This window comes from Pseudaminobacter soli (ex Zhang et al. 2022) (assembly GCF_014595955.1).
Classification (GTDB): Bacteria; Pseudomonadota; Alphaproteobacteria; order Rhizobiales; family Rhizobiaceae; genus Kumtagia; species Kumtagia pseudosoli.
The window spans coordinates 57,702-81,539 of record NZ_JABVCF010000010.1 but is presented as its reverse complement, the minus strand read 5'-3'; the positions used below and the strand labels follow the sequence as shown (position 1 = coordinate 81,539).

23 protein-coding genes are annotated in these 23,838 nt (G+C 63.3%); 9 read left to right on the top strand and 14 right to left on the bottom strand.

Going from position 1 to position 23,838, the window contains the following annotated elements; genetic code table 11:
* Positions 1-13 precede the first annotated feature (13 nt).
* The 4 genes from purF to HUI96_RS18640 form a co-directional block, all read right to left on the bottom strand.
* Positions 14-1,486 carry an amidophosphoribosyltransferase gene (purF, locus tag HUI96_RS18655; RefSeq protein WP_188256191.1) on the bottom strand — a complete coding sequence of 491 codons (1,473 nt, stop codon included), beginning with the start codon at positions 1,484-1,486 and terminating at the stop codon, positions 14-16.
* 59 nt (positions 1,487-1,545) lie between these two features.
* Positions 1,546-2,178 carry a CvpA family protein gene (locus tag HUI96_RS18650; RefSeq protein ID WP_188256190.1) on the bottom strand — a complete coding sequence of 211 codons (633 nt, stop codon included), beginning with the start codon at positions 2,176-2,178 and terminating at the stop codon, positions 1,546-1,548.
* Positions 2,179-2,220: 42 nt separating this feature from the next.
* Positions 2,221-3,618: a DNA repair protein RadA gene (gene radA, locus HUI96_RS18645; protein ID WP_188256189.1), complete on the bottom strand. Its 1,398-nt coding sequence runs from the start codon at positions 3,616-3,618 to the stop codon at positions 2,221-2,223.
* A gap of 89 nt (positions 3,619-3,707) precedes the next feature.
* Positions 3,708-5,195, bottom strand: coding sequence for a replicative DNA helicase (locus HUI96_RS18640; RefSeq protein ID WP_188256188.1), 1,488 nt, complete (start codon positions 5,193-5,195; stop codon positions 3,708-3,710).
* Positions 5,196-5,438: 243 nt separating this feature from the next.
* Between HUI96_RS18640 and HUI96_RS18635 the strand changes: the two genes are divergently transcribed.
* Entirely contained in the window at positions 5,439-6,137 is a 699-nt protein-coding gene (locus tag HUI96_RS18635) for an HAD family hydrolase (protein WP_188256187.1), read from the top strand.
* On the opposite strand, the gene HUI96_RS18630 is transcribed toward HUI96_RS18635, so the two are convergent.
* Positions 6,138-6,461: a YnfA family protein gene (locus HUI96_RS18630; RefSeq protein ID WP_188256186.1), complete on the bottom strand. Its 324-nt coding sequence runs from the start codon at positions 6,459-6,461 to the stop codon at positions 6,138-6,140. It lies immediately after the preceding gene.
* A 297-nt stretch (positions 6,462-6,758) separates the two neighbouring features.
* Positions 6,759-8,051, bottom strand: a complete 1,293-nt coding sequence (locus tag HUI96_RS18625) for an SAM-dependent methyltransferase (protein ID WP_188256185.1) — start codon at positions 8,049-8,051, stop codon at positions 6,759-6,761.
* Between the two features lie 228 nt (positions 8,052-8,279).
* Between HUI96_RS18625 and HUI96_RS18620 the strand changes: the two genes are divergently transcribed.
* Positions 8,280-8,738: a GFA family protein gene (locus HUI96_RS18620; protein ID WP_337918460.1), complete on the top strand. Its 459-nt coding sequence runs from the start codon at positions 8,280-8,282 to the stop codon at positions 8,736-8,738.
* Between the two features lie 86 nt (positions 8,739-8,824).
* On the opposite strand, the gene rplI is transcribed toward HUI96_RS18620, so the two are convergent.
* From rplI to HUI96_RS18600, 4 genes are all read right to left on the bottom strand, one after another.
* Positions 8,825-9,397: a 50S ribosomal protein L9 gene (rplI, locus tag HUI96_RS18615; RefSeq protein WP_188256183.1), complete on the bottom strand. Its 573-nt coding sequence runs from the start codon at positions 9,395-9,397 to the stop codon at positions 8,825-8,827.
* A 202-nt stretch (positions 9,398-9,599) separates the two neighbouring features.
* Complete coding sequence (gene rpsR, locus HUI96_RS18610; protein WP_188256182.1) at positions 9,600-9,848, bottom strand: 30S ribosomal protein S18; 249 nt, start codon at positions 9,846-9,848, stop codon at positions 9,600-9,602.
* Positions 9,849-10,316, bottom strand: a complete 468-nt coding sequence (gene rpsF / locus HUI96_RS18605; RefSeq protein ID WP_188256181.1) for a 30S ribosomal protein S6 — start codon at positions 10,314-10,316, stop codon at positions 9,849-9,851.
* Between the two features lie 1,459 nt (positions 10,317-11,775).
* Complete coding sequence (locus HUI96_RS18600; protein WP_188256180.1) at positions 11,776-13,677, bottom strand: LTA synthase family protein; 1,902 nt, start codon at positions 13,675-13,677, stop codon at positions 11,776-11,778.
* 249 nt (positions 13,678-13,926) lie between these two features.
* Between HUI96_RS18600 and fabD the strand changes: the two genes are divergently transcribed.
* The 7 genes from fabD (at position 13,927) to gmk (ending at position 20,336) form a co-directional block, all read left to right on the top strand.
* Positions 13,927-14,868, top strand: a complete 942-nt coding sequence (gene fabD, locus HUI96_RS18595; protein ID WP_188256179.1) for an ACP S-malonyltransferase — start codon at positions 13,927-13,929, stop codon at positions 14,866-14,868.
* A gap of 54 nt (positions 14,869-14,922) precedes the next feature.
* Positions 14,923-15,660, top strand: coding sequence for a 3-oxoacyl-[acyl-carrier-protein] reductase (fabG, locus tag HUI96_RS18590; RefSeq protein WP_188256178.1), 738 nt, complete (start codon positions 14,923-14,925; stop codon positions 15,658-15,660).
* 195 nt (positions 15,661-15,855) lie between these two features.
* Complete coding sequence (locus tag HUI96_RS18585; protein WP_018427111.1) at positions 15,856-16,092, top strand: acyl carrier protein; 237 nt, start codon at positions 15,856-15,858, stop codon at positions 16,090-16,092.
* A 37-nt stretch (positions 16,093-16,129) separates the two neighbouring features.
* Positions 16,130-17,392: a beta-ketoacyl-ACP synthase II gene (gene fabF, locus HUI96_RS18580; RefSeq protein WP_188256177.1), complete on the top strand. Its 1,263-nt coding sequence runs from the start codon at positions 16,130-16,132 to the stop codon at positions 17,390-17,392.
* A gap of 85 nt (positions 17,393-17,477) precedes the next feature.
* On the top strand, positions 17,478-18,683 hold the full coding sequence (gene mltG, locus HUI96_RS18575; RefSeq protein WP_188256176.1) for an endolytic transglycosylase MltG: 1,206 nt from the start codon (positions 17,478-17,480) through the stop codon (positions 18,681-18,683).
* Between the two features lie 103 nt (positions 18,684-18,786).
* Entirely contained in the window at positions 18,787-19,677 is an 891-nt protein-coding gene (locus HUI96_RS18570; protein ID WP_188256175.1) for a YicC/YloC family endoribonuclease, read from the top strand.
* A 2-nt stretch (positions 19,678-19,679) separates the two neighbouring features.
* Positions 19,680-20,336 carry a guanylate kinase gene (gene gmk, locus HUI96_RS18565; RefSeq protein WP_237684219.1) on the top strand — a complete coding sequence of 219 codons (657 nt, stop codon included), beginning with the start codon at positions 19,680-19,682 and terminating at the stop codon, positions 20,334-20,336.
* Positions 20,337-20,409: 73 nt separating this feature from the next.
* Here the strand turns inward: gmk and HUI96_RS18560 are convergent, their stop codons facing one another.
* The 4 genes from HUI96_RS18560 to HUI96_RS18545 all read right to left on the bottom strand — a co-directional run bounded on the left by HUI96_RS18560 (position 20,410) and on the right by HUI96_RS18545 (position 23,808).
* The gene (locus HUI96_RS18560) at positions 20,410-20,847 is read right to left on the bottom strand and encodes a hypothetical protein (RefSeq protein WP_188256174.1); all 438 of its coding nucleotides are present in this window, start codon (positions 20,845-20,847) and stop codon (positions 20,410-20,412) included.
* Between the two features lie 105 nt (positions 20,848-20,952).
* Positions 20,953-21,783 carry a 16S rRNA (adenine(1518)-N(6)/adenine(1519)-N(6))-dimethyltransferase RsmA gene (gene rsmA, locus HUI96_RS18555; protein ID WP_188256356.1) on the bottom strand — a complete coding sequence of 277 codons (831 nt, stop codon included), beginning with the start codon at positions 21,781-21,783 and terminating at the stop codon, positions 20,953-20,955.
* 2 nt (positions 21,784-21,785) lie between these two features.
* Positions 21,786-22,808, bottom strand: a complete 1,023-nt coding sequence (pdxA, locus tag HUI96_RS18550; RefSeq protein WP_188256173.1) for a 4-hydroxythreonine-4-phosphate dehydrogenase PdxA — start codon at positions 22,806-22,808, stop codon at positions 21,786-21,788.
* A 64-nt stretch (positions 22,809-22,872) separates the two neighbouring features.
* Positions 22,873-23,808 carry a SurA N-terminal domain-containing protein gene (locus HUI96_RS18545; protein WP_188256172.1) on the bottom strand — a complete coding sequence of 312 codons (936 nt, stop codon included), beginning with the start codon at positions 23,806-23,808 and terminating at the stop codon, positions 22,873-22,875.
* Positions 23,809-23,838 lie beyond the last annotated feature (30 nt).

The following is a 23,838-nucleotide window of genomic DNA, read 5'->3' as shown; positions in this document are numbered from 1 at the left end:
AGCGAAAGCTCCCCTATTGCCCGCCGGCGGCCAGCAGCGAGAGCGTGCGGACATTGTCCTCCGTGCCCTCGACGTCCGCGAGGCGGGTGGGATACTGGGTCGAGAAGCAGGCGTCGCAGAACTGGGGTTGCTCCGAATTGCGGCCGTCCTCGCCCACCGCGCGATAGAGCCCGTCCAGCGACAGGAACCCGAGCGAATCCACCCGAATAAAGTCGGCCATCTCCTCGACCGTCATGCGCGAGGCGAGCAGCTTGGCCTTCTCGGGCGTGTCCACCCCGTAGAAGCAGGAGGCGCGCGTCGGCGGTGAGGCGATGCGCATGTGCACCTCCCTGGCGCCCGCGTCACGGACCATCTGCACGATCTTCTGGCTGGTGGTGCCGCGCACGATGGAATCGTCGACCAGCACCACGCGCTTGCCCTCGATAATGCGGCGATTGGCGTTGTGCTTCAGCTTCACGCCCATGTGGCGGATCGAGTCGCCGGGCTGGATGAACGTGCGCCCGACATAGTGGTTGCGGATGATGCCGAGCTCGAACGGGATGTCCGCGGCTTGGCTGAAGCCGATCGCCGCGGGCGTCCCAGAGTCCGGCACAGGCACCACGATGTCTGCCTCGACGGGATTTTCACGCGCGAGCTCTGCCCCGATGCGCTTGCGCACGTCGTAGACGTTGCGCCCCTCCACCGTGGAGTCGGGCCGGGCGAAATAGACGTACTCGAAAATGCAGAAGCGAGGCTTCTGCGGCTCGAACGGGAAGAGGCTCTCGATTCCCTTCGGCGTGATCACCACCATCTCGCCCGGCTTCAGGTCGCGCACGAAGCGCGCGCCGATGATGTCGAGCGCGCAGGTCTCCGAAGCCAGGATCCAGGCTCCATCGAGATCGCCGAGCACGAGCGGCCGGATGCCGAGCGGATCGCGGCAGCCGATCATCTTCTTCGCGGTCAGCGCGACCAGCGAGAATGCGCCTTCAATCTGCCTGATCGCATCGATGAAGCGCGAGTTCAGATCCCGCTCCTTGCTCGTCGCCACGAGGTGGAGGATCGTTTCGGTGTCGGAGGTCGACGAGAAGATGGCGCCCTGCTTCTGCAGGTTGCGCTGTACGGTCAAAGCATTCGTAATGTTGCCGTTGTGTGCGATCGCCAGTCCGCCTTCGGCGAGTTCCGCGAAGAAGGGCTGCACGTTGCGGAGGCCGGAGCCTCCGGCGGTGGCGTAGCGCGTGTGGCCGATGGCGCGCGCGCCAGGGAGCCTGTCTATGACCGTCTGCTTGGTGAAATTGTCGCCGATCAGGCCGACATGGCGCTCGACGTGGAACTGGGTGCCGTCGAAGGAGACGATACCCGCGGCCTCCTGGCCGCGATGCTGGAGCGCATGCAGGCCGAGCGTGACGATGGCCGCCGCGTCCTGGCGGCCCAATATGCCGAACACGCCGCATTCGTCATGGAAATGATCGTCGGCCTCGGCAGTGAGGTTATGATCCGCGCTCGACATAGGCGTTCTCTCGTCGGGGAAAGCCTGGATATAGGCAGTTTAGGCCGAGCGCGCCATGGTCAATCGTTTGCCGGCGGATTTTCATCCGGAGGATTTTCCCCGGCGGGCGCTTCTGCCGGCGGATTTTCCGCCGGGGCCTCGGTGGCGGCCGGCTCCTGCGACTGGGTCTCCGGGGTTTCCTGGCCAGGGATGATCTTCTTCAGGAACGACTTTTCCGGATCCTCGGGCAGCATGCCTTCGAGGTAGTCACCGATGCTCTCCAGCATCGGCCCCGACTTCGCCTCGGTGATCCATGCCGGCCGGTTCTGGCCGACCAGCCATTCGAAGAACAGCAGCGCGACCGCGACCACCAGGATGCCGCGTGCCGCACCGTAGACGAAGCCCAGCGTGCGGTCGAGCGCACCGATACGGGAATCGATGATCAGGTCGGCGATCTTCATCGTGATGAGAGAAACGATGATGAGCGCCACGACGAATACCGCGCCGGCGGCGACCGCCATCGCCAACTGTTCGTTGTCGATGTGCGGCTGCACATAGGGCAGGACCGGCTTGTAGAAGAAGAAGGCGGCGGCCGCGGCTGCGACCCACGAGGCGATCGACAGGATTTCGCGGGAGAATCCGCGAACCATCGCCAGCATGGCGGAAACGAGCGCGAAGCCGACAAGGATTCCGTCAAGCAGCGTTATCGGCATTCAAGTCCCTCACGGCCCCGGTAGCCCGCCGGCCCCATATTATCAGTCATCGGTATCGCGGCGGAGCGAGCCGGCAATGCGGACCACGAGATCCGCCAGCGTGGCAGGCTGAAAGGCGCGGGAGTCGTTCCCGCTGCCGAGTTCCTCGCTGCCGCGCGGCAAGACCGCCTGCCCGAAGCCCAGCTTCTCCGCTTCCTTCAGACGCTGCTGCGCATGGGCAACCGGTCTGATCGCACCCGATAGGCTTATTTCGCCGAAATAGACGCAATCTGCAGGCAGAGCAAGGCCGGTTAGGGAGGAGACCAGCGCAGCCGCCACGGCAAGATCGGCCGCCGGCTCGGCGATACGATAGCCGCCCGCGACATTCAGGTAGACGTCATGCTGGCCGAAGCGGACGCCGCAATGCGCCTCGAGCACTGCTAGCACCATTGCCAATCGTGGCGAATCCCAGCCGACGACCGCGCGCCGCGGCGTGCCAAGCGACGTCGGTGCCACTAGGGACTGGATCTCGACCAGGACAGGCCGCGTGCCTTCCATCCCGGCGAACACGGCCGCTCCAGGCGCGGCGGCATGTCGCTCCCCAAGGAAGAGCTCGGATGGGTTCGAGACCTCCCGGAGTCCCTTGTCCGACATCTCGAACACGCCGATCTCGTCGGTCGGCCCGAATCGGTTCTTCACCGTGCGTAGGATGCGATGGTGGTGGCCGCCTTCGCCTTCGAAATAGAGCACGGCGTCGACCATGTGCTCCACGACCCGGGGACCCGCGATCTGGCCTTCCTTCGTAACGTGACCGACTAGTACGATCGCCGCTCCGGTTGACTTGGCGTAGCGGATCAGCGCCTGCGCCGCCGCGCGGACCTGGGTGACGGTGCCGGGCGCGGAGTCGGCCGCATCGGTCCACAGGGTCTGGATCGAATCGATGATGACGAGGTCCGGCCGGCGACCGTCGGCGATCGTGGCGAGGATGTCCTCGACATTGGTTTCAGCTGCCAGTTCCACCGTGGAATCGGCCGCGCCGAGACGCTGGGCGCGAAGCCTGATCTGCGCCACCGCTTCCTCGCCCGAAACGTAGACGATCCGATTGCCTCTGCGCGCAAGCGCCGCCGCTGCCTGGGTGAGGAGCGTCGACTTGCCGATCCCGGGATCTCCGCCCACCAAGAGGGCGGAGCCGCGTACGAAACCGCCGCCGGTTGCGCGATCCAACTCGCTTATCCCCGAGGCGATGCGCGGCGCGTCCTCGATCTCGCCGGCGAGCGAGGTCAGCGCAACCGGTCGCCCCTTGCGGCTGGTGCGCAGCGAAGACGGCCCGCTGCCGATCCCGCCGGACGTGCCTTCCTCGACCAGCGTGTTCCACTCGCCGCAGGCATCGCACTTGCCGGCCCAGCGCGTGTGCACGGAGCCGCAATTTTGGCAAATGAACTGGATGCGGGATTTAGCCACGGCTTAGCACTCGCATCGAGGCGGACATGACGGCGGGACAGAGGGGAGCAACGTAGAGAGCTGACATTTCAGACACGGTCGACCCCACCCTACTCAAACCGCTCCGGCAGATGCTGGTCCTCGGCAAGGTCTGTGAACCGCGTGAATTCGCCCTGGAAGGCGAGGCTCACCGTGCCGGTTGGTCCGTGGCGCTGCTTGGCGACGATGACCTCGGCCTTGCCGCGCACCTCGTTCATTTCAGTTTCCCATTTGATATGTTCTTCGGTGCCCGGCTTCGGTTCCTTGTTCTTGAGGTAGTATTCCTCGCGGTAGACGAAGAGCACCACGTCGGCGTCCTGCTCGATCGAGCCCGATTCGCGCAGGTCGGAGAGTTGCGGCCGCTTGTCCTCGCGGTTTTCGACCTGACGCGACAACTGCGACAGCGCGATGATCGGCGTGTTGAGTTCCTTGGCGAGCGCCTTCAGGCCTGTGGTGATCTCGGTAATTTCCTGAACGCGGTTGTCTCCCTTCTTGGAAGAGCCGGTCATGAGCTGGATATAGTCGATCACGATGACGTCCAGACCTCGCTGGCGCTTCAGCCGTCTGGCGCGCGCCGCAAGCTGCGCGATCGAGATGCCGCCCGTCTGGTCGATGAACAGCGGGATCTTCTGAAGCGTCTGCGTGCAACTGACGAGTTTTTCGAAATCCGGCTCGGTCAGGTCGCCGCGCCTGATCTTCGACGAGGGCACCTCCGCCTGCTCGGAGATGATACGCGTGGCGAGTTGTTCGGACGACATTTCCAGCGAGAAGAAGCCGACCACGCCGCCGTTGGCCGCCTTGAACGAGCCGTCCGCCTGTTGGGCGGGCTCGTAAGCATGCGCGACGTTGAAGGCGATGTTGGTGGCAAGCGAGGTCTTGCCCATGGCCGGTCGGCCGGCGAGCACGATCAGGTCGGAAGGCTGCAGGCCGCCCATGCGGTTGTCGAGGTCGCGCAGGCCGGAGGCGATGCCGGAGAGATGGCCGTCGCGCATATAGGCGGCGCTCGCCATGTCGATCGCGGTCTTCACCGCATCGCCGAAGCTCTCGAAACCGCCGTCATAGCGGCCGGTCTCGGCAAGCTCGAACAGACGCCGCTCAGCGTCCTCGATCTGCTCCTGCGGCGACATGTCGACCGGCGCGTCATAGGCGATGTTGACCATGTCCTCGCCGACCGTGATCAGCGCGCGGCGTGTCGCGAGGTCGTAGATCGCCCGGCCGTAGTCGGCGGCGTTGATGACGGTGACAGCCTCGGCGGCGAGGCGCACGAGATACTGCGCCACGGTGAAGTCGCCGACCTTCTCCTCGGCGGGCAGGAAGGTCTTCAGCGTGATCGGCGTCGCCACCTTGCCCATGCGAATCATGTCGCCGCCGATCTCGTAGATCCTGCGGTGCAGCGGCTCGTAGAAATGGGCCGGCTTGAGGAAGTCCGAGACCCGGTAGAACGCGTCGTTGTTCACGAGAATCGCGCCGAGCAGGGCCTGCTCGGCCTCAATGTTGTTCGGCGCCTCGCGATAGATCGGCGTCTCCGCCACCGCGAGCTTCCGTGCTGCTTCCGCCATCCCCGTCACCCCAAAATCCTTCAGCCTTTGGGCGTAGCAAAACGCTCCAAAGGAGTCCGTCCAAAGCGGCCTCGGTGCACTCTCGGTGCACTGGATTCACAGTCGTTAACAGCGCAGTCGACTAAGCTTCGAATCCGCCTTGACCCGAATCGAACTATATTATCCGTGTCCTTGGGATTTGTGAACGAAGCGTGAACGACGGGCAGGGCGCATGCAAGGCCTATTCGCCTGAAGGAGTACTCAATGGCGAAACTCACCACCATCGGCTTCGACGCCGACGACACGCTCTGGCAGAACGAGCAGTTCTTCCGGCTCACCGAGCAGCGCTTCCAGGCGTTGCTTGCCGATCATGCCGCGCCGGAGGCTCTAGTGACCCGTCTTCTGGAGGCCGAAAAGCGCAACCTCGCCCACTACGGCTTCGGCATCAAGGGTTTTACCCTGTCGATGATCGAGACCGCGGTTGAGATCACGCAGGGTAGGGTTCCCGCCTCGATCATCGGCGAGATTCTTTCCGCCGGCCGCGAGATGCTTTCGCATCCAGTCGAGACGCTTCCGCACGCCCGCGAGACGCTCGAGAGATTGGCCGACGACTATCGTATCGTTCTGATCACCAAGGGCGATCTGTTCGATCAGGAACGCAAACTGGCGCAGTCGGGGCTGGGCGATTTCTTCGATGCGGTGGAGATCGTCAGTGACAAGAACGAGGCCACCTACCGGCGCATCTTCTCGCGCCACGGAGACGGGGCCGAACATTCGATGATGGTCGGCAATTCGCTGAAGTCCGACGTGGTGCCAGCCGTCAGGGCAGGGTCATGGGGCGTCTTCATCCCGCATGACCTCACCTGGGTGCTGGAGCACATGGAGGCACCCGCCGACGAGCCGCGCTTCAGGGAATTGCCGCATCTGGGCGAACTGCCGGCGTTGCTGGAGCGGCTCGGATGATCACCCCGCGCGTGGCGCAAACAGGATGATGGAAGCTCCGGCAAGGCAGATGGCAGCGCCCGAAACGTCCCACCGGTCGGGCCGGATGCCTTCCGCAACCCAGAGCCACGCCAGCGAGGCGACAATGTAGATTCCGCCGTATGCGGCGTAGGTGCGGCCTGCCGCCTCGGCATCGGTCAGCGCCAGCAGCCATGCGAAGACGACAAGCGACGCCAAGCCCGGCGCCAGCCAAAGCGGCGATTTGTCCAGCCGCCACCATGCCCAGAAGGCAAAGCAGCCTGCGATTTCGGCAAGTGCCGCGGCTGCGAAGAGTACGTAGTTCACTGCAGCCTCATGGGTATTAACATGGCATCGATCCCTGCTGCAGATCGAAACCCTCATCAGTTAGCGTGGGCGCCTGCGCCAATGACGCCTGTATAGAGTGTCCCATCTTTCTTGGAAGCGAGTATGTAGACCTAGCCCGCCATGGTGGTGGATGGTGGCGGTCTAGGTCGGGCGAGCCCAGTCCTGGCAAGTTCCGGAATGGATCCCGGGTCTTCGCGGTCGCTGCGCTCCTGCTCGCCCGGGATGACGCCCGTAAAGGGTCCGCGTCTATCTTACCAGCCGAACGTTCCGCTCCAATCACTCCCCCTCCGACACCTTCTTGCGGCCCCGTTTGGGCTTAGCCTCAGCCCCTCCAGGCTGGTGCCCCATCTCATGCATGGCAAGCGCCTTCTCGGCCTTCTCCATGTAGCCGCGGGTGATCGGGACCGCGTCATTCTTCCGCGTGAGTTGGATCTGGAACACCATCATGTCCTGCCAGCGGAACGCCGCCTCGGAGCCGGAGAGATAGAATTCCCACATGCGGCAGAAGCGCTCGTCATAGATCGCCTTGGCCTTGTCGCGGTTGGCCATGAAGCGCTCGCGCCAGGCCTTCAGCGTCTCTGCATAGTGGATGCGCAGGATTTCGATGTCGCCGACCATCAAGCCGGCCTTTTCGATCGCCGGCAGCACTTCCGAGAGCGCGGGTATGTAGCCGCCGGGGAAGATGTGCTTGCGGATGAAGGCGTTCGTGGATGTCGGCGGGCCGAAGCGGCCGATCGAATGCAGCAGCATCACGCCGTCCGGCTTCAACAGCGTCGCGCACTTTTCGAAGAAGGTGCGGTAGTGATTAACGCCGACATGCTCGAACATGCCGACCGAGACGATCCTGTCGAAGCGCTCGTTGAGGTCTCGGTAGTCACGGATCTCGAAATGCGCGTGACTGTCCAGTCCCTCGGCCCGCGCCCGCTCGGTCGCGATGGCGTGCTGTTCCTTCGACAAGGTGACACCCAGCACGTCGGCCTGAAAATTCCTGGCGATGTAGAGTCCGAGCCCGCCCCAGCCGCAGCCGATGTCGAGCACCGACTGTCCCTGCTTCAGCCGGAGCTTGGCGGCGATGTGCCGCTTCTTGGCGAGTTGCGCTTCCTCGAGCGTCATGTCCGGCCGCTCGAAATAGGCGCAGGAATACTGCATGTCCTCGTCGAGGAAGAGCTTGTACATCTCGCCGGAGAGGTCGTAGTGCCGCTCGACGTTGCGCTTCGAGCGCCGATGCGTGTTCATCTGGTGCAGCCCGCGGATCGCCACCCGCACGCCCTCCATGGCGCGCGACAGCGCGTCGCCGCTGCCCATCGGCCCGGTGTTCTCATAAATCAGGTGCAGGAAGGAGAGGACGTCGCCCTCCAGGAAATCCAACTCCTGGTCCATGAAGGCCTCGCCGACTGCCAGCGACGGATGCAGTGTGATGGCGCGCTCGGCGTGAGTGGTCTTTATGTGCACATGGACGAGCGGCCCGCTGCCGTCGCCGAAACTATGGACCGAGCCGTCAGGCCCGGTGATCTTCAGATTGCCGACCCTAACGACACGATCGACGACACGCCTAAGCAGTATATTCATAGCCCGTCCCGATTTGGCAGCGCCTCTGCCTCCCAAAGCTATAATTCTGCTGCAAAAAGTCGCGGCTGAAAACCACCGTTTGGCCCAAACAGAAAGTGGGTCGATGGGCCAGATAATCCGGCTTTCGCCAGTGCTTGGCAAGGGTTGGCGCCAGTCCGACCGCTTTGCGGTATGCGAGCATCGGTCCGTATGCTCAAGTCGTCCCGCACTTCTCAAAAGGAGGCGAACGTGACATCGCAACAGACCAAGCCGGAGGACTTCAGGGACCTTACCGAATGCAGCGGATCATGCCACTGCGGCGCCGTGCACTTTCGGGTACGACTTAGCGACGGCCTGCATACGGCTCGCCGATGTTCGTGTTCTTATTGTCGAATGCGGGGTGCAATAGCTGTTTCTGCCGAAGTCGGGGACCTCGTGATCAGAGAAGGCGCAGAAATGCTGACCCTGTATCAGTTCAACACGATGACGGCCAAACACTACTTTTGTGCGAGATGCGGGATCTATACCCATCATCAGCGACGCTCCAATCCCAACCAATACGGGATCAACGTCGCTTGCCTCGAGGGCGTCAGCCCCTTCGACTTCGAAGAGGTACCGGTGCTGGACGGCGTGTCCCATCCCTCGGATCGACCTGGGCAGGATGGACAGGCGGTGGCTGGCGTCCTGAGGTTCATGCGGTCGGCGTGACCGCGGCAATTCTGGCCTCAAAAAAAAATCGCTCCCCGCCCGAAGGAGGGGAGCGACCGTTTCGAGATCTATCAATCCGAGAAGGATCAGCCTTCGAATTCTTCCGCGTTCGGATCGAAGAAGGTGTCGGGGCGGGCGTTCTCGTTGATGTCCTCGCCGTAGATCGCCTCGGCGGTGGTGAGGGTCTCGCCGCGCTCCTGACGCTCGGCCTCTTCCGTCGAACGTGCGATATTCAGCGTCACGGTCACCTCGACCTCGGGGTGCAGCGCGATCGCGACATTGATCAGGCCGACGGTCTTGATCGGATGATTGAGCTCGACCTGGTTGCGGTTGACGTTGAAGCCTTCAGCCGTCAGCAGGTCGGCGATATCGCGGGTCGAGACCGAGCCGTAGAGTTGGCCGGTTTCGCCGGCGGAACGCACGATCACGAAGCTCTTGCCGTCGAGGCCGCCACCAATATTCTCCGCCTCCGACTTGCGCTCGGCATTGCGAGCCTCGAGATCGGCGCGCTGGCCTTCGAACTTCTTCTTGTTGGCTTCGTTGGCGCGCAGCGCCTTGCCCTGCGGCAGGAGGTAATTGCGGGCGTAGCCGTCCTTGACCTTGACGGTCTCGCCAAGCTGGCCAAGGCGGGAAATGCGTTCGAGAAGGATGACGTCCATGTCTCTGTTCCTTTCATGCCCCGCGCTCGCGCAGCGGGCTTTGGAATAAGGAGCAGGACGGGTCGGGCGGCAATAGCCGGGGTCGCTGTCCTGCCCTGCGGCAGTTAGGGGCAACGCCCCAACTCGGGATTTTTCGATACCGCCGCCGCGCCCGTCGCGGAGGAGGGGAGGCGGGCCAGGACTGCCCGCCTCCATGTCTAAATTAGCGCACCAGGTAGGGCAGCAGGCCGAGGAAACGGGCGCGCTTGATCGCCTGGGCGAGCTCGCGCTGCTTCTTCTGGCTGACGGCGGTGATGCGCGACGGCACGATCTTGCCGCGCTCGGAGATATAGCGCTGCAGCAGACGCACGTCCTTGTAGTCGATCTTCGGAGCATTGGCGCCGGAGAACGGGCAGGTCTTGCGGCGACGATGGAACGGGCGCCGGGTCGGGATCTGATTGATGTCTACCATTTACTCGGCTCCTTCCGTCGTCTCGCGCGGGCGGCGAGGGCCGCGATCCTCGCGGTCGCCGAAGCTGCGCGGGCCGCGGTCGCGATCGCCGAAGCCGCCGCGTGGGCCGCGGTCACGATCGCCAAAACCGCGCTCGCTGCGCTCTTCGCGCTTCTGCAGCATTGCGGACGGGCCTTCCTCGTGCTTCTCGACCTTGAGGGTCATGAAGCGCAGTATGTCTTCGGACAGACCCTGCTGCCGCTCAAGCTCGTTGAGCGCTGCCGGTGGGCAGGTGAGGTCCATCAGCGTGAAATAGGCCTTCCGGTTCTTCTTGATCCGGTAGGTGAGGGACTTCAGCCCCCAGCTCTCGACCCGGCCAACGCTGCCGCCGTTTTCGGTGATGACGGTCTTGTAGTGGTCCACAAGCGCATCGACCTGCTGCTGCGACAGATCCTGGCGGGCAAGAAACACATGTTCATAAAGTGCCATGGTCTTTGCCTTTCTTCGTTTCCCTGCGCGGTTCCGGCGGCTAAGCCTCTGCAACCTGTCTTTACCCTTCGAGGCCAGATGACCTTCTTGAGGGGAAGAAAGGAGCATGGACGGTCGAGAGCGGAGACACGGGAGGCAGAAGGCCGTTCACCTTCATGCGGAGATTTTCAGAAAACCTCCGGCCCTCCGTTCAGCCCCCAGCCGGGACCGGCAGATGCGCGCTCTATACAGGTTTTTGGCGAGATCGCAAGGCAAAGGGGGCGGTTGTTGAGCCTTGAGCGGTCGCGTGATCGTGATCCGCTCGCGCAATCGTGATCCGGATTGACGCAGGTTCATACCACGCCGGATGAGGAGGTCCATCTAGTCCTGTGATATATTGAGATAAGTCCGGGGGACCATGGAGGGAGTGCGGAGGCACCCATGGTACCGAATCTTGCATCATTCGCGCGAAGAGGCGCAGTAACTCTCGGGCTACTGGCAGGTATGTCCGTCCCAGCGATTACCGGGCCATTGATCATGCCGACCATGCCGGACAATCTACTGGCCGGTGTCCATACCAAGACTTCCCTCGTCGAGGATGTCGCATGGCACGGTGGTCACGGCGGCTGGGGTCATGGCGGCTGGGGCCATGGCGGCTGGGGCTGGAGACATGCTGGCTGGGGCCATGGCGGCTGGGGCTGGAGACATGCTGGCTGGCGTCACGGCGGTTGGGGTTGGCGCCATGGCGGCTGGGGTTGGAGGCATGCCGGATGGGGTGGCAACTGGGGTCACGGCTGGCATCACCACCATGGCAATAATTGGGCTGTGTTCGTAGGGGTTCCGCTGCTGGGATGCGGCTGGGGATACTGCGGGTATCCAGGCCCGTATGCATATTACGGATTCTAATTGCTGGCTGACTATGGAAGCCTAGCCGATCCCGTTCGCTAGAGATCGGCTAGCGCCGTCGGCGACCTTGAGCACGGGTGGAGATGAGTCGCGCCTGCCTCTTACTCAGTCTGGCGCTGCAATTTTTCAGTGACTTCAATTTGCTCGAAGGATCCTGGCTGAAAAGTCCAAAGGAGCGAAATCAAGAAGCGGCGCCCGCAGGCTCCGGAGGCGCTGCCTCGCGGGGCCGGTCACGAAACAGGTGCCGTCCAGGTATGCCGAGCTATACTCCTTGGGAAAGTCCTTGAACTGCTGAAGACAGGTGATCTGTTCAGAGGTCAATTGCAGTGAGTCTTCCGAGTTCTGGTCCGAAGGCACTATCTTTTGGTGCCCGTTCGCGGAGACCGGAGCCTCCTGAAGGAACACCATACAGAGCGCAAGTGGCGGTCCAATGATGGGGTGGGAGCAAACCATCTGAGTGGCTGTACAAAGCCACTCCAGGGTGCGCGGAACCGCAAGCGACGGCAATAACCCGGAAGTATTACCACCGATATGGTGTAATCCATGAGGCTTGGATTATGCGGTGATAGGGAAATCAGGAACCGGAATAGTCGTCTCGAAGCCCTTGCTCAGGAAAGAACGACCTCTCCCCAAACCGCTTCCCGAACATCAGGTCGTACTGAAGGTAGCGGAAATCCCTGATCATCGGATCGATTTCGGTCTCCCGCGCCCAGTTCTGAGTGGGCTCGCCAGTCCTGGCGACCAGCATGTTGCGATCGACGGCCGAATAGCGGTCGTGAACCGCGCCGAGCAGGCCCGTATAGTAGGGGTGGCTAAAGCCCGCCACGCGCATCAGATGGAGCGGCAGGAAGGAAGGGCTGATGGTCCCAACATCCTTGGCCGGTCCCGTTCGATTCGACCAGAGCACCAGCGGGGTCTCGTGTTCCTTTGCGAGCGTCGGCAGCGGGGCGTTCCGGTCGGCGACGACCCGCTTCATATAGCCGGTTTCGATATAGACGGACCCGAGCGGCGGCAGGTGGTCGCCGAAGAAGGCGATGATCGTGTGGCGTTCGCGTTTGCTCGCCCATTCGATCAGCCGGGCCAGGCTATCGTCGGCGTCCTTCGCGCCCGTGGCGTAGGTCTTCAGCATCTCCTTGGATTTAGCCGATATTCTCCCGTCCACCGCAAGTGTCGAGTCGGGATAGCGGTTGGGTTCATAAGGCCCGTGCCCCTGCAAGGTCACGGCAAAGTAGAAGATCGGGTGGCTGGACCAGTCCGCTGTGCGGATGATCTCGTCGATGAAGGCCGTGTCGGCTGCGAGCGGGCCTCTCTTCTCCAGCGGGGGAAGGGATTCCTCAGAGAGGAATCGCTCGAATCCAAAAGCCTGGTAGACCGAGGCGCGGTTCCAGAACCATCCGGCGAAGGGGTGGAAGGCCTGGGTGTCGTAGCCCTCGCCCTTCAAAAAGGTCGCCAGCGACGGCACCGTCGTGCGGACATATTGCTGGTAGGGGATGCTGCCATAGGGCAGGAACGCGTTTGAGAAGCCGGTCAAAGCCTCGAATTCGACATTAGCGGTCATGCCGCCGAATTCCGGCGAGAGCACGTGGCCCGACATCAGCGAGCGCACCGTCGGGATCGGGTCGGGGGTGATCTTCGTCCCGGGAAGGCGAGCCGGATCCCAGAAGGATTCGCTCATCACCACGATAATGTCCGGCTTGTCGGCCGGGGCAGCCACGGGCGGTAGCGGCTGCTGTGAGAGCGCTTTGATAGCCTCTTCGGAATATCCCTTCGGCGCTGAGACCTTTGCCATCGGCACGTTGAGGGCGAAGGCGATGGCGAAACCGTTGCTGCTGTAGTTCTCCTTCTGGTCCCACATCATTGGGAAAATCTGTAGCCGGTCGCGCGCCCATGAGAAGGTCGCGTAGTCCATGATCGAGGCGAAGAAGATCAGCGCCGGGACGGCGACCGCCAGGCGCGCGCCGCGGGCCCGGAGCGTCAGGCGCGGCACCTTAAGGCGCCAGTATCGCCAGGCGGCGATCAGCAGGGCGATGGCGGCAATGCCGATCACCGAGAAGATGACGGCCTCCACAGGACGCTGCCGCACCAGCATCGGCATCAGTTCCAGAATCTGGCGGGCGTAGAGGAAGTCCGTCGGATAGAGAGGGTCGCCCAAATAGAAGGCTTTCTGTTTTCCGACGAAGGCGAGGCCGAGGGCAATCGGCGCTATGATCAGCAGCGCGTGGTAGGGGCGCCCGAGCAGGGCGTCGACAAACACGATGAGCAGCGCGAACAGGACGACCGTCGTCCAGCCCGGGCGGAACGGCTGCTGGAAGAACCTCAGCGTCTCGCTGATCGAGCCGCGCACGATCAGTTCGACCGCGAAAACGAGCAGCGCCGAAACCAGAAGGACGAACACCACCGACCCGGCGAGGCGTAATCCGTGGCGCCACGCGTCCCCTCTTCCCGCCTTGTGCGGGTCTGCCTTCACTACACTCATTCCCAACCGCGGCCTGCGAAAAATCAGAACCAATATCCCGGACCGCGCGGGGTCCCGCGCGCAGTCATATAAATGTCATTCAACTGTCACAAGTTGCTATCGCGTATGGCTAAATTGCGGATGCCTTGTCTATGGGTGGCTGGAATTTTTACACCTGTGGTTCCTCCGCCTCACCCGGTCGGACTTGACTTTCGCGCTCGCGCCACGGCAGACGCAGCGCTGAACTTTCGCAGAGAAGGCGGGGCCAGCATGACGATCGCATTCACCTTCCCTGGCCAGGGCAGTCAGGCCGTGGGCATGGGCAGGGACCTCGCGGAGGCTTTTCCGGCAGCGCGTGCCGTGTTCGAGGAAGTCGACGAGGCGCTCGGCGAGAAACTGTCGAGCCTCATCTGGGAAGGGCCGGAAGACGCACTCACGCTAACGGCCAATGCGCAGCCCGCCCTGATGGCGGTGTCGCTCGCCGTCATCCGTGCGATGGAGGCGCAGGGCTTCTCGTTGAAGGGCACGGTGAGCTATGTCGCCGGCCACTCGCTCGGGGAATACTCGGCGCTCGCCGCGGCCGGCACCCTCACCATAGCGGATGCCGCACGCCTGCTCCGCATCCGCGGCAACGCCATGCAGAAGGCGGTTCCGGTCGGGGAGGGGGCGATGGCCGCCATCCTCGGCCTCGAGCAGTCCTCTGTCGAGAAGGCATGTGCCGAGTTTGCCCAGGGCTCGGTCTGCCAGATCGCCAATGACAATGGCGGCGGCCAGCTTGTCATCTCTGGCTCCAAGTCGGCAGTCGAACGGGCAGCCGGGATCTGCACGGATATGGGCGCGAAGCGTGCAATCATGCTGCCGGTGTCGGCGCCGTTCCATTCCGCCCTGATGGCGCCGGCCGCCGAGGCGATGCGCGAGGCGCTGTCACAGGTCGAGCTTCGCGTTCCGTCCGTGCCTGTGGTTGCAAACGTCATCGTTCAGCCGACCACCGATCCGGCAGAGATTTCCCGGCGTCTGGTGGAGCAGGTTACCGGGCGGGTGCGCTGGCGGGAGACCATCGAGTGGCTTGCGATCAAGGGGGCCACAACTCTCTATGAGGTCGGAGCCGGGAAGGTGCTCTCGGGACTGGCCCGGCGGATCAGCCGCGACCTTGCCACTTCGACGGTAGGCAGCCCGGCCGAGGTCGAGGCGGCACTCGCCGCGCTCCGCTGAGCGCCGGATAGCATTTCACCATCACTTACCCGCTCGAATGAGAGGAATTGAGCCATGTTCGACCTTTCGGGACGCAAGGCACTGATCACCGGCGCAACGGGCGGCATCGGCGAAGCCATCGCGCGCGTCCTGCATGCGCAGGGCGCCATCGTCGGCCTGCACGGCACGCGCGTGGAGAAGCTCGAGGCACTGGCCTCCGATCTCGGCGAGCGCACCAAGATCTTTCCGGCCAATTTGTCGGACCGGGACGAGGTCAAGGCGCTCGGCAAGGCGGCCGAGACCGAGTTGGAAGGCGTAGACATCCTGGTCAACAACGCGGGAATCACCAAGGACGGCCTGTTCGTCCGCATGTCGGACGAGGATTGGGACAGCGTCCTGGAGATCAATCTCACCGCTGTGTTCCGGCTGACTCGCGAACTGACACATCCGATGATGCGCCGTCGTAAGGGCCGCATCATCAACATCAGTTCCGTCGTCGGCGTCACGGGCAACCCCGGCCAGGCCAACTACTGCGCCTCCAAGGCCGGCATGATCGGCTTCACCAAGTCGCTGGCCCAGGAGATCGCCACGAGGAACGTCACGGTCAACTGCGTCGCGCCTGGCTTCATCGAATCGGCCATGACCGAGAAGCTGAACGAGAAGCAGAAGGAGGCGATCATGGCCGCGATCCCCAGCAAGCGCATGGGGACGGGCGATGAGGTTGCCGCTGCGGTCGCCTTCCTGGCTTCGGACGAAGCAGCCTACATCACCGGCCAAACCATTCATGTGAATGGCGGCATGGCGATGATCTGAGCAGGGAAATCCGGCACAAGACGCTTAAATGCTCTCAGTGCTTGGCGGGCGCCGCCTGACCAAAGCCGGAGAGCAGCCCTCGTGGAAACAATCCCCAGGGTCAGGGGTTGCATCGGGCAAACGCAATCTTTCGGGCTTGATTAGCGGCAAGTCGCCCGCTAACGAAGGCACACAACTCGAGACGAGGAAGCTAAAATGAGTGACACCGCAGAGCGCGTCAAGAAGATCGTAGTCGAGCATCTGGGCGTTGACGCCGACAAGGTGACTGAGGCCGCGAGCTTCATTGATGACCTTGGCGCGGACAGCCTGGACACGGTCGAACTCGTCATGGCTTTTGAGGAAGAGTTCGGCGTCGAAATCCCTGACGATGCTGCCGAGACGATCCTCACCGTCGGCGACGCGGTGAAGTACATCGACAAGGCTTCGGCCTGATCCTTCTGGCATGCTGGTACCCTACCGGGATGTTGCGATGAGGCGTGTCGTCATCACCGGATTGGGGCTGCTGTCTCCCTTCGGTGTCGGCGTGGAACATGGCTGGAGCCAGGTCCTCGCCGGCAAGAGCGCCTGCCGTCGCGTAGACAGCTTCGAGGTGGAGGATCTTCCCTGCAAGATCGCCCATGTCATTCCGCGCGGCGAGGGTGGTGAGCACAGCTTCGATCCCGAATCCTATCTTGAGCCTAAGGAACTCCGCAAGGTCGGCGATTTCATCCTGTATGGGATCGCGGCCGCCGACGAGGCGCTGAAGGATTCAGGCTGGGAGCCGAAGAGCGAGGAAGACCGCAACGCCACGGGCGTGATGATCGGCTCCGGCATAGGTGGCATCGACGGCATCGCCGACAATGCGATCATGCTCAAGGAGCGCGGCCCACGCAGGATCAGCCCGTTCTTCATACCGGGCAACATCATCAATCTCGTCTCCGGCCAGGTTTCCATTAGGCACGGGCTGAAGGGCCCGAATCACGCGGTGGTCACCGCCTGCTCGACGGGCGCGCATGCCATTGGCGACGCGGCCCGCCTGATCATGCTGGGCGATGCCGACGTGATGCTGGCGGGCGGCTCCGAGGCGCCGGTCACGCGCCTGTCGCTTGCAGGCTTCGCGGCGTGTCGGGCGCTTTCGACCGATCGCAACGAGACACCTCAGACGGCCTCTCGGCCGTGGGATCGTGACCGCGACGGTTTCGTGATGGGCGAGGGGGCCGGCGTGCTGGTTCTTGAGGAACTGGAGCACGCGAAAGCCCGCGGCGCCAAGATCTACGGCGAGATCGTCGGCTACGGCCTGAGCGGGGATGCGTATCACATCACCGCTCCTTCGGAGGACGGCGATGGTGCGTTCCGCTGCATGACGGCGGCGCTCAAGCGTGCCGGCCTGAAACCCGCCGACGTCGACTACATAAACGCTCACGGCACTTCGACCATGGCGGACATGATCGAACTCGGCGCAGTCGAGCGGCTCGTTGGGGACGCGGCGTCGAAGATCTCGATGTCATCGACGAAGTCGGCGATCGGTCACCTTCTGGGGGCCGCGGGTGCTGCCGAAGCCATCTTCAGCGTTCTGGCGATCCGCGACAACGTCGCGCCTCCGACGATCAACCTCGAGCATCCGGAGCGCGAGACCGCGATCGACCTGGTGCCGAACACGGCCCGCAAGCGGCAGGTGGACGTCGTTCTGTCCAACTCCTTCGGGTTCGGCGGAACGAACGCCTCGCTGGTGTTCCGCCGCTACGAGGCCTGAGCCGCCCCGCAGTCCTGCGGGGCTGCGGGAATTTTGCCATATTCGCGCTTAGTCTCGGCGCGGCTTGTACGGACAGTTCGAGGCAATGAGCGACACCCAGACCAGTTCGACGGAATTTGGCCGGCGTTCCGAGCCTCCGACTGCTCCTGAATCTCCACGACAGATCACGCCCAAGACGGCCAGGGAGGCGTTGCGGCCGGAACCTGGCACGCCGCCTCCGCCCCGGCGGTCGCGCGCATCGCGCAACCAGATCATCGTCTTCATGAACTTCATGATGTCACTGGTGGTATTTGCAGTCGTAGCCGCCGGCGCCGCGCTCTACTTCGGCAAGCAGGCGTTCGAGGCGCCCGGGCCGACTACCCAGGCCAAGGCGTTTCTGGTCAAGCCGAACAGCGGCGTTGGCCAGATCGCGGCGCAGTTGGAGCAGAACGGCTTCATCACGGACGCGACGATCTTCCGGATCGGCGTGCGTACCTATGGCGGGGAGAAGACGTTCAAGGCCGGCGAGTATGAAGTGCAGGCCGGCGCCTCGATGCGCGACGTGATGGAACTGCTGCAGAGCGGCAAGTCGATCCTCCATTCGCTCACCATTCCGGAAGGCCTGACCGTGGCGCAGGCGTTCCGCAGGATCGCTGAGCACGAGGCGTTGAGCGGCGAGATGCCCAAGGAACTGCTGCCAGAGGGAAGCCTTGCGGCCGATACGCAACGCTTCACCCGGGGCGAGGAACGCAAGGCGATCATCGCCAAGATGCGAGAGCAGCAAGCCAAGCTGATCGAAGAGATCTGGGCGAAGCGCTCTCCCGACCTCCCGGTCAAGACCGTGGATGAGTTCGTCACGCTCGCCTCGATTGTCGAGAAGGAGACAGGGATCGACTCAGAGCGGCCTCATGTCGCTTCGGTGTTCATCAACCGGCTGCGCAAGAAGATGCGCCTGCAGTCCGATCCGACCATCATCTACGGATTGTTCGGCGGCGCCGGCAAGCCGGCCGACCGGGCGATCTATCAGTCGGATATCGAGAAGCCGACGCCCTACAATACCTACGTGATCAACGGCTTGCCGCCGACGCCGATCGCCAATCCCGGACGCGCGGCACTGCAGGCCGTAGCCAATCCTCTGGACACGGAAGATCTCTATTTCGTGGCGGATGGCACCGGCGGGCACGTGTTCGCCAAGACGCTGGAGGAGCACAATAAGAACGTGGCTCGCTGGCGCCAGGTCCAGAAGCAGCAGGCCGAGTCCGTCAAATCCGGTCAGCAGCCCGCCGAGGGTGCCGCGAACGAAGCCCAGTAAAAGGGGGTTAGGAAGGCAACTGAGCCTCGATCGCTGCCCCGAAATAGCCAGGCCACTGACCTGACGCAAGGGCATCAATCGTCCATCCCAAGGAATCTGCGGAATGAACCTCCAGAGCATGACCGGTTTTTCGCGGGCCACCGGCGAAAGGGACGGGCTGGCGATCGCCTGGGAATTGAAATCGGTTAACGGCAAGACCGTCGAGATCAGGCTGCGTCTTCCGCCCGGCTGGGAGCGGCTCGAAGCGGCGGCGAGGCAGGCTCTTCAGCGGCGCTTTGCGCGCGGCAACTTCCAGGCCACCCTCACCCTCGGTCGGGCTGCTGGAAGCATTGCGCAGCCGGTGATCAACGAGACCTTCCTCAAGGATCTCGCCGGCCTTGCGAAGCGTCTTGAGGAGCAGTACGGGCTGGCGCCGGCCCGGGCCGACGGCCTGCTGGCGCTGAGGGGCGTGCTCGAGCCGCCGGAAGCGCTCGAGACGGAGGAGAGCCGCGCCGCCGTGGACGGCGCGATCCTGACCGTGCTCGGCGCGGCGATCGCCGAATTGGAGATCGCTCGCCAGTCGGAAGGAGACGCGCTGCGTGTATTGCTTCTCGGCCATCTCGATGCGATCGAGGCGCTTGTGGAGCGGGCCGAAGCCGATCCGTCTCGCGAGCCGGCCACCATCCGGGCCAGAATCGCGGAGCAGGTCGCCTTGCTGATGGATGCCGCTGCCGGATTGGATGAGACGCGCCTTCACATGGAGGCGGCCTTCCTTGCGGCGAAGGCCGACATACGGGAAGAGATCGACCGGCTGAAAACCCATGTGGCCTCGGGTCGTGCCTTGCTGGCGGCCGGTGGGCCGATCGGCAGGAAGCTCGATTTCCTGGCACAAGAATTTAACCGGGAATCGAATACGCTCTGCTCAAAATCGAATGCGGCGAGCGTGACGGCGATCGGGCTTGAATTGAAGGCCGTCGTCGATCAGTTCCGCGAACAGGTCCAGAATTTGGAGTGACGATGGGAGCGGCGCCTGTACCTGCCGGGATTCGCCGGCGCGGATTGATGTTGGTGCTGTCGTCGCCTTCGGGCGCCGGCAAGTCGACGATCGCCCGCAACCTGCTCGAGAAGGATCATGAGCTCAGCCTGTCCGTCAGCGTGACCACGCGCGCGCGCCGCGGCAGCGAGATCGACGGCGTCCATTATCGCTTCGTGTCCCAGCGCGAGTTTGAGCGCCTGCGCGATTCCGATGCCCTGCTGGAATGGGCGGAGGTCCACGGCAACAGCTATGGGACCCCGCGCGAGCCGGTCGAGACGGCCATGGCCGAGGGCCGCGACATGCTGTTCGACATCGACTGGCAGGGCGCGCTGCAGCTCAAGGAGAAGATGCGCGCCGACATCGTCTCGATCTTCATCCTGCCGCCGTCGATGAGCGAACTGAAGAACCGCCTGAAGAGACGCGCCGAGGATTCGGACGAGACGATCGAGCGCCGGCTGGAGAACGCCCGGCTGGAGATCGAGCATTGGCGCGACTACGACTATGTCGTCGTCAACCGTGACCTCCAGCCCGCATTCGCCGAGGTGAAGGCGATCGTCACGGCCGAACGACTGCGCCGCGACCGCAACTCCGGCCTGTTCGATTTCGTGGCGGGTCTTCTGGACGAAAAGACGACCTGACTGATTCCTACGATGCTCTGGTCGCCTTTGCTGCTGCCCTCGAGTGCGGGGCGCGCAAGCATTGTATTTGGCGCTATCTGGCCAGCAGATAGTTGGTGATCATCCCCACATCACCGGTTGCCACTCTCACCCGCCATTCCATCGGCATCGCGCTGTAGTACAGGAAGCCGGCTCTCCCGACGGCGCTGTATTTCGGCGTATCATCGATGTATTTCTTGAACCAGCGCCTCGCCGTACGCTTGGCGAGGCTCTTTGCGATCTTCAGGACGGAGCCGGATGGCGCCTTCGTCATGAAAGAGGCAAAGACGTCGAACATCGCCGTGGTCTTTTCGCTCTTGTCGACAACAATGAGCAAGGCACGCTGCACAAAGGCTCGATCGGTGTCGGTGATTGCCGAGGCCGGAGGGGAGCAATTCATCAGGTCCTTGGCGACCTCTAATGTCTCCTCGGGAGAAAGCATGAGCTGTTCTCGGGTGAAATAAAGATCCGGGTAGTCCGCTGCCTGTGACATCGCGCCTGTTCTCTGACATTCTCCAAGCACATATTGCGACGATGCTAGCTATGCACAAGCATCATGCCTCTTGCTAGGAGTGTCGCCAGGCGAACGATCCGTTTTTCATTCTCCGAGCGCGTTCGCCAGCGACACGAATTCTTCGATGCTGAGCGTCTCCGCCCGGCGGGTTGCATCTATTCCGACCGTGGCGAGCAGTGCCTCGCCGCCGTGCGATTTCAGGCTCTGGCGCAGCATCTTGCGGCGCTGGCCGAACGCCGCTTCCGTTACCCGTTCCAGCTTGCGCAGGTCGGCGGGGAGGGGATCGGCTTTCGGGATCAACTGAACCACCGACGAGGTGATCTTCGGCGGCGGTGTGAAGGCGCGCGGAGGGATGTCGAACAGGATTCGGGCATCGGCCCGCCAGCCCGCGAGCACTCCCAGCCGCCCATAGGCTGCGCTTCCAGGCTTGGCGACGATCCGCTCGGCTACTTCCTTCTGGAACATCAGCGTGAGCGACTCGTAGAAAGGCGGCCAGTTCGGCATCGTGAGCCAGCGGACCAGCAACTCGGTACCGATATTGTAGGGCAGGTTGGCGGCGATCTTGACTGGGCCGCCGCCGGTCAGTGCTGCCATGTCGACCTTGAGCGCATCGTCGGAGACGACCTCCAGCCGCCCCGGATAATGCGCCGAAATCTCCGCCAAGGCTGCCAGGCACCGCTCGTCGCGCTCGATAGCGACAACCCGCTTGGCGCCATGCATGAGCAGCGCCCGCGTCAGTCCACCGGGACCGGGGCCTACCTCCAGCACCGTGACGTCCTCCAGCGGGCCGGCCGCGCGGGCTATCTTGCCCGTCAGGTTGAGATCGAGCAAAAAATTCTGTCCAAGCGATTTCCGCGCCTGGAGCCCGTGTTCCTCGATCACCTCCCGCAGCGGCGGGAGCCCGTCCATCGACAGCGTCATTGCGTCGACCGTGCAGCCATCTTCGCGGCAAGCTTGAGGGCCGCTATCAGGCTGTCCGGCAACGCCTTTCCGCTGCCGACGAGCTCGAACGCCGTACCGTGATCGGGAGAGGTGCGAATGAAAGGCAGGCCGAGGGTCACATTCACCGCGTCGTCGAAGCCGAGCGTCTTGGCCGGGATGAGCGCCTGGTCGTGATACATGCAGAGCGCCGCATCGTAGGTGCTGCGCGCGCGGCTGTGGAACATCGTGTCGGCGGGCAGGGGACCCGCCACTTCGAAGCCCTCGCTCCGTAGCGCCTCGACCGCGGGCCGGACGATCTCCTCGTCCTCCCTGCCGATCGTGCCGCCTTCCCCTGCATGAGGGTTGAGGCCGGCTATGGCCAATCTGGGACGTGGAATCCCAAACTGTGCCTTGAGGGCGTTTCCGACGATCCTGCCCGTCTCAACGATCATGTCCTGAGTCAGCGCTGACGCCACTTCGGCCAAGGGGATGTGGATCGTGACGGGCACGACGAGCAAATCCGGGCCGGCCAGCATCATGACCGGATGCCGCTTCTCGCCGGTGCGCCTGAGCGCCAGTTCGGCAAGGTACTCCGTATGTCCGGGAAAGGCGAACCCGCCTCCGTAGAGGACGTTCTTCGAAATTGGGCAGGTGACGATGGCAGCCGCGCGGCCCTCGAAGACATCCTCCACGGCACGGTCAATGGACCCGACCACGGCTTGAACAGTAGACTGGCTAGGGTCGCCGGGACGATCGTCGATAGGAAATCCGATCGGAACCACCGGCAGCGCGTTGGGGAACAGGCGGGTGGCTTCGGCCGGTGCGGTCTCGACTATGGGTACCGTATACCCCAGGCGGCGGGCCCGCGACGTCAGGAACGCTGCGTCCCCGATCAGGTAGAACGGCGGGATGTGGAGCTTCGTGCGCGCCATCCAGACCGCGAGCGCGATGTCCGGGCCGATCCCGGCCGGCTCTCCGAGCGTCATCGCGAGCGGCAGGATGGGTGATTGGGAGGCCATTTCGGTTTTCCCGATTGCCGGTCACGGACGACAGGGGCTGGCAGCCTCGAGGGAGCGGTGCCAATCAACGCTGGACGATGCGGGCCCGCTTCCGAAGTTCCTCGGAGTACTTCTTGTCGAGTTCGTCCGCCTTCTCGTCGTCCGTTCCCTCGGCGTTGAACACCGACTTGGCAACCCGGTCGTCGGATACTTCCTTGGCGCTACAGATACCAATGAATTCGACACCGCGTTCGGTCTCGCGCACCGGCGTCGCTCCGCCGGTGTTGATAGCCTTGATCTGATCGGCCCATTCCTTGGGCAATTCCGGTGCGAGCACGCGACCGAGGTCGCGCACGGTCACGTCGACCAGCCCCTTGGCGAATTCGCGCGTCCGATCGCATCCGGAGAAGCGGGCGCGCAATGCGTCTGCCTCGCGCTTGCGCTTGCCGATGGAACCCTTCTCGGAAGCGGGGACGACAAAAATCACCTGCTGCAGCATATACTCGGTCGCGGACGGTTTGGCGCCGCCCTTCTCCAGCATCTTGCGGACGACCTCCTGCTCGCTCAGGGCGCCGCCCTGCGCCCGGAACCGGCGAGTCAGAGCCTGGTTCCAGCCGAGTTGGGTTCTGATGTACTCCTTGAAGTGCTGGGGAGTCACGCCCGCCTGGTTCATGATGCCGTCGAGCTGCTTTGTCGTCATCTTGTTCGACTTCGCAAAGCGTTCATAGGCCGCGGCCACGTTCTCGTCGCTGACCTTGATGCCCAGCCGCTGGATCTCCGCGTGCTTGAGCGTCTGGTTCACCATCTCATCGCCGGCAAGCTGATTCAGATTGCCCTGCTTGCGCTGCAGCTTGAGGAAAGCCGCCCTGCGCTGGATGTCGTAGCTGGTGATGGCAATGTCGTTAACGACGTATTTGATTTCGCTCGCGTGAGCCGTCGTGACCCCGCCGAAGCCGGGCGCGGAAACGGCCGCCATTGCCGCAACGCTCAGTGAAAGGAGTGTCTTTCTCAATCCCATCATGAAAATAACCCGTAGCTGCCCCGCGGATAT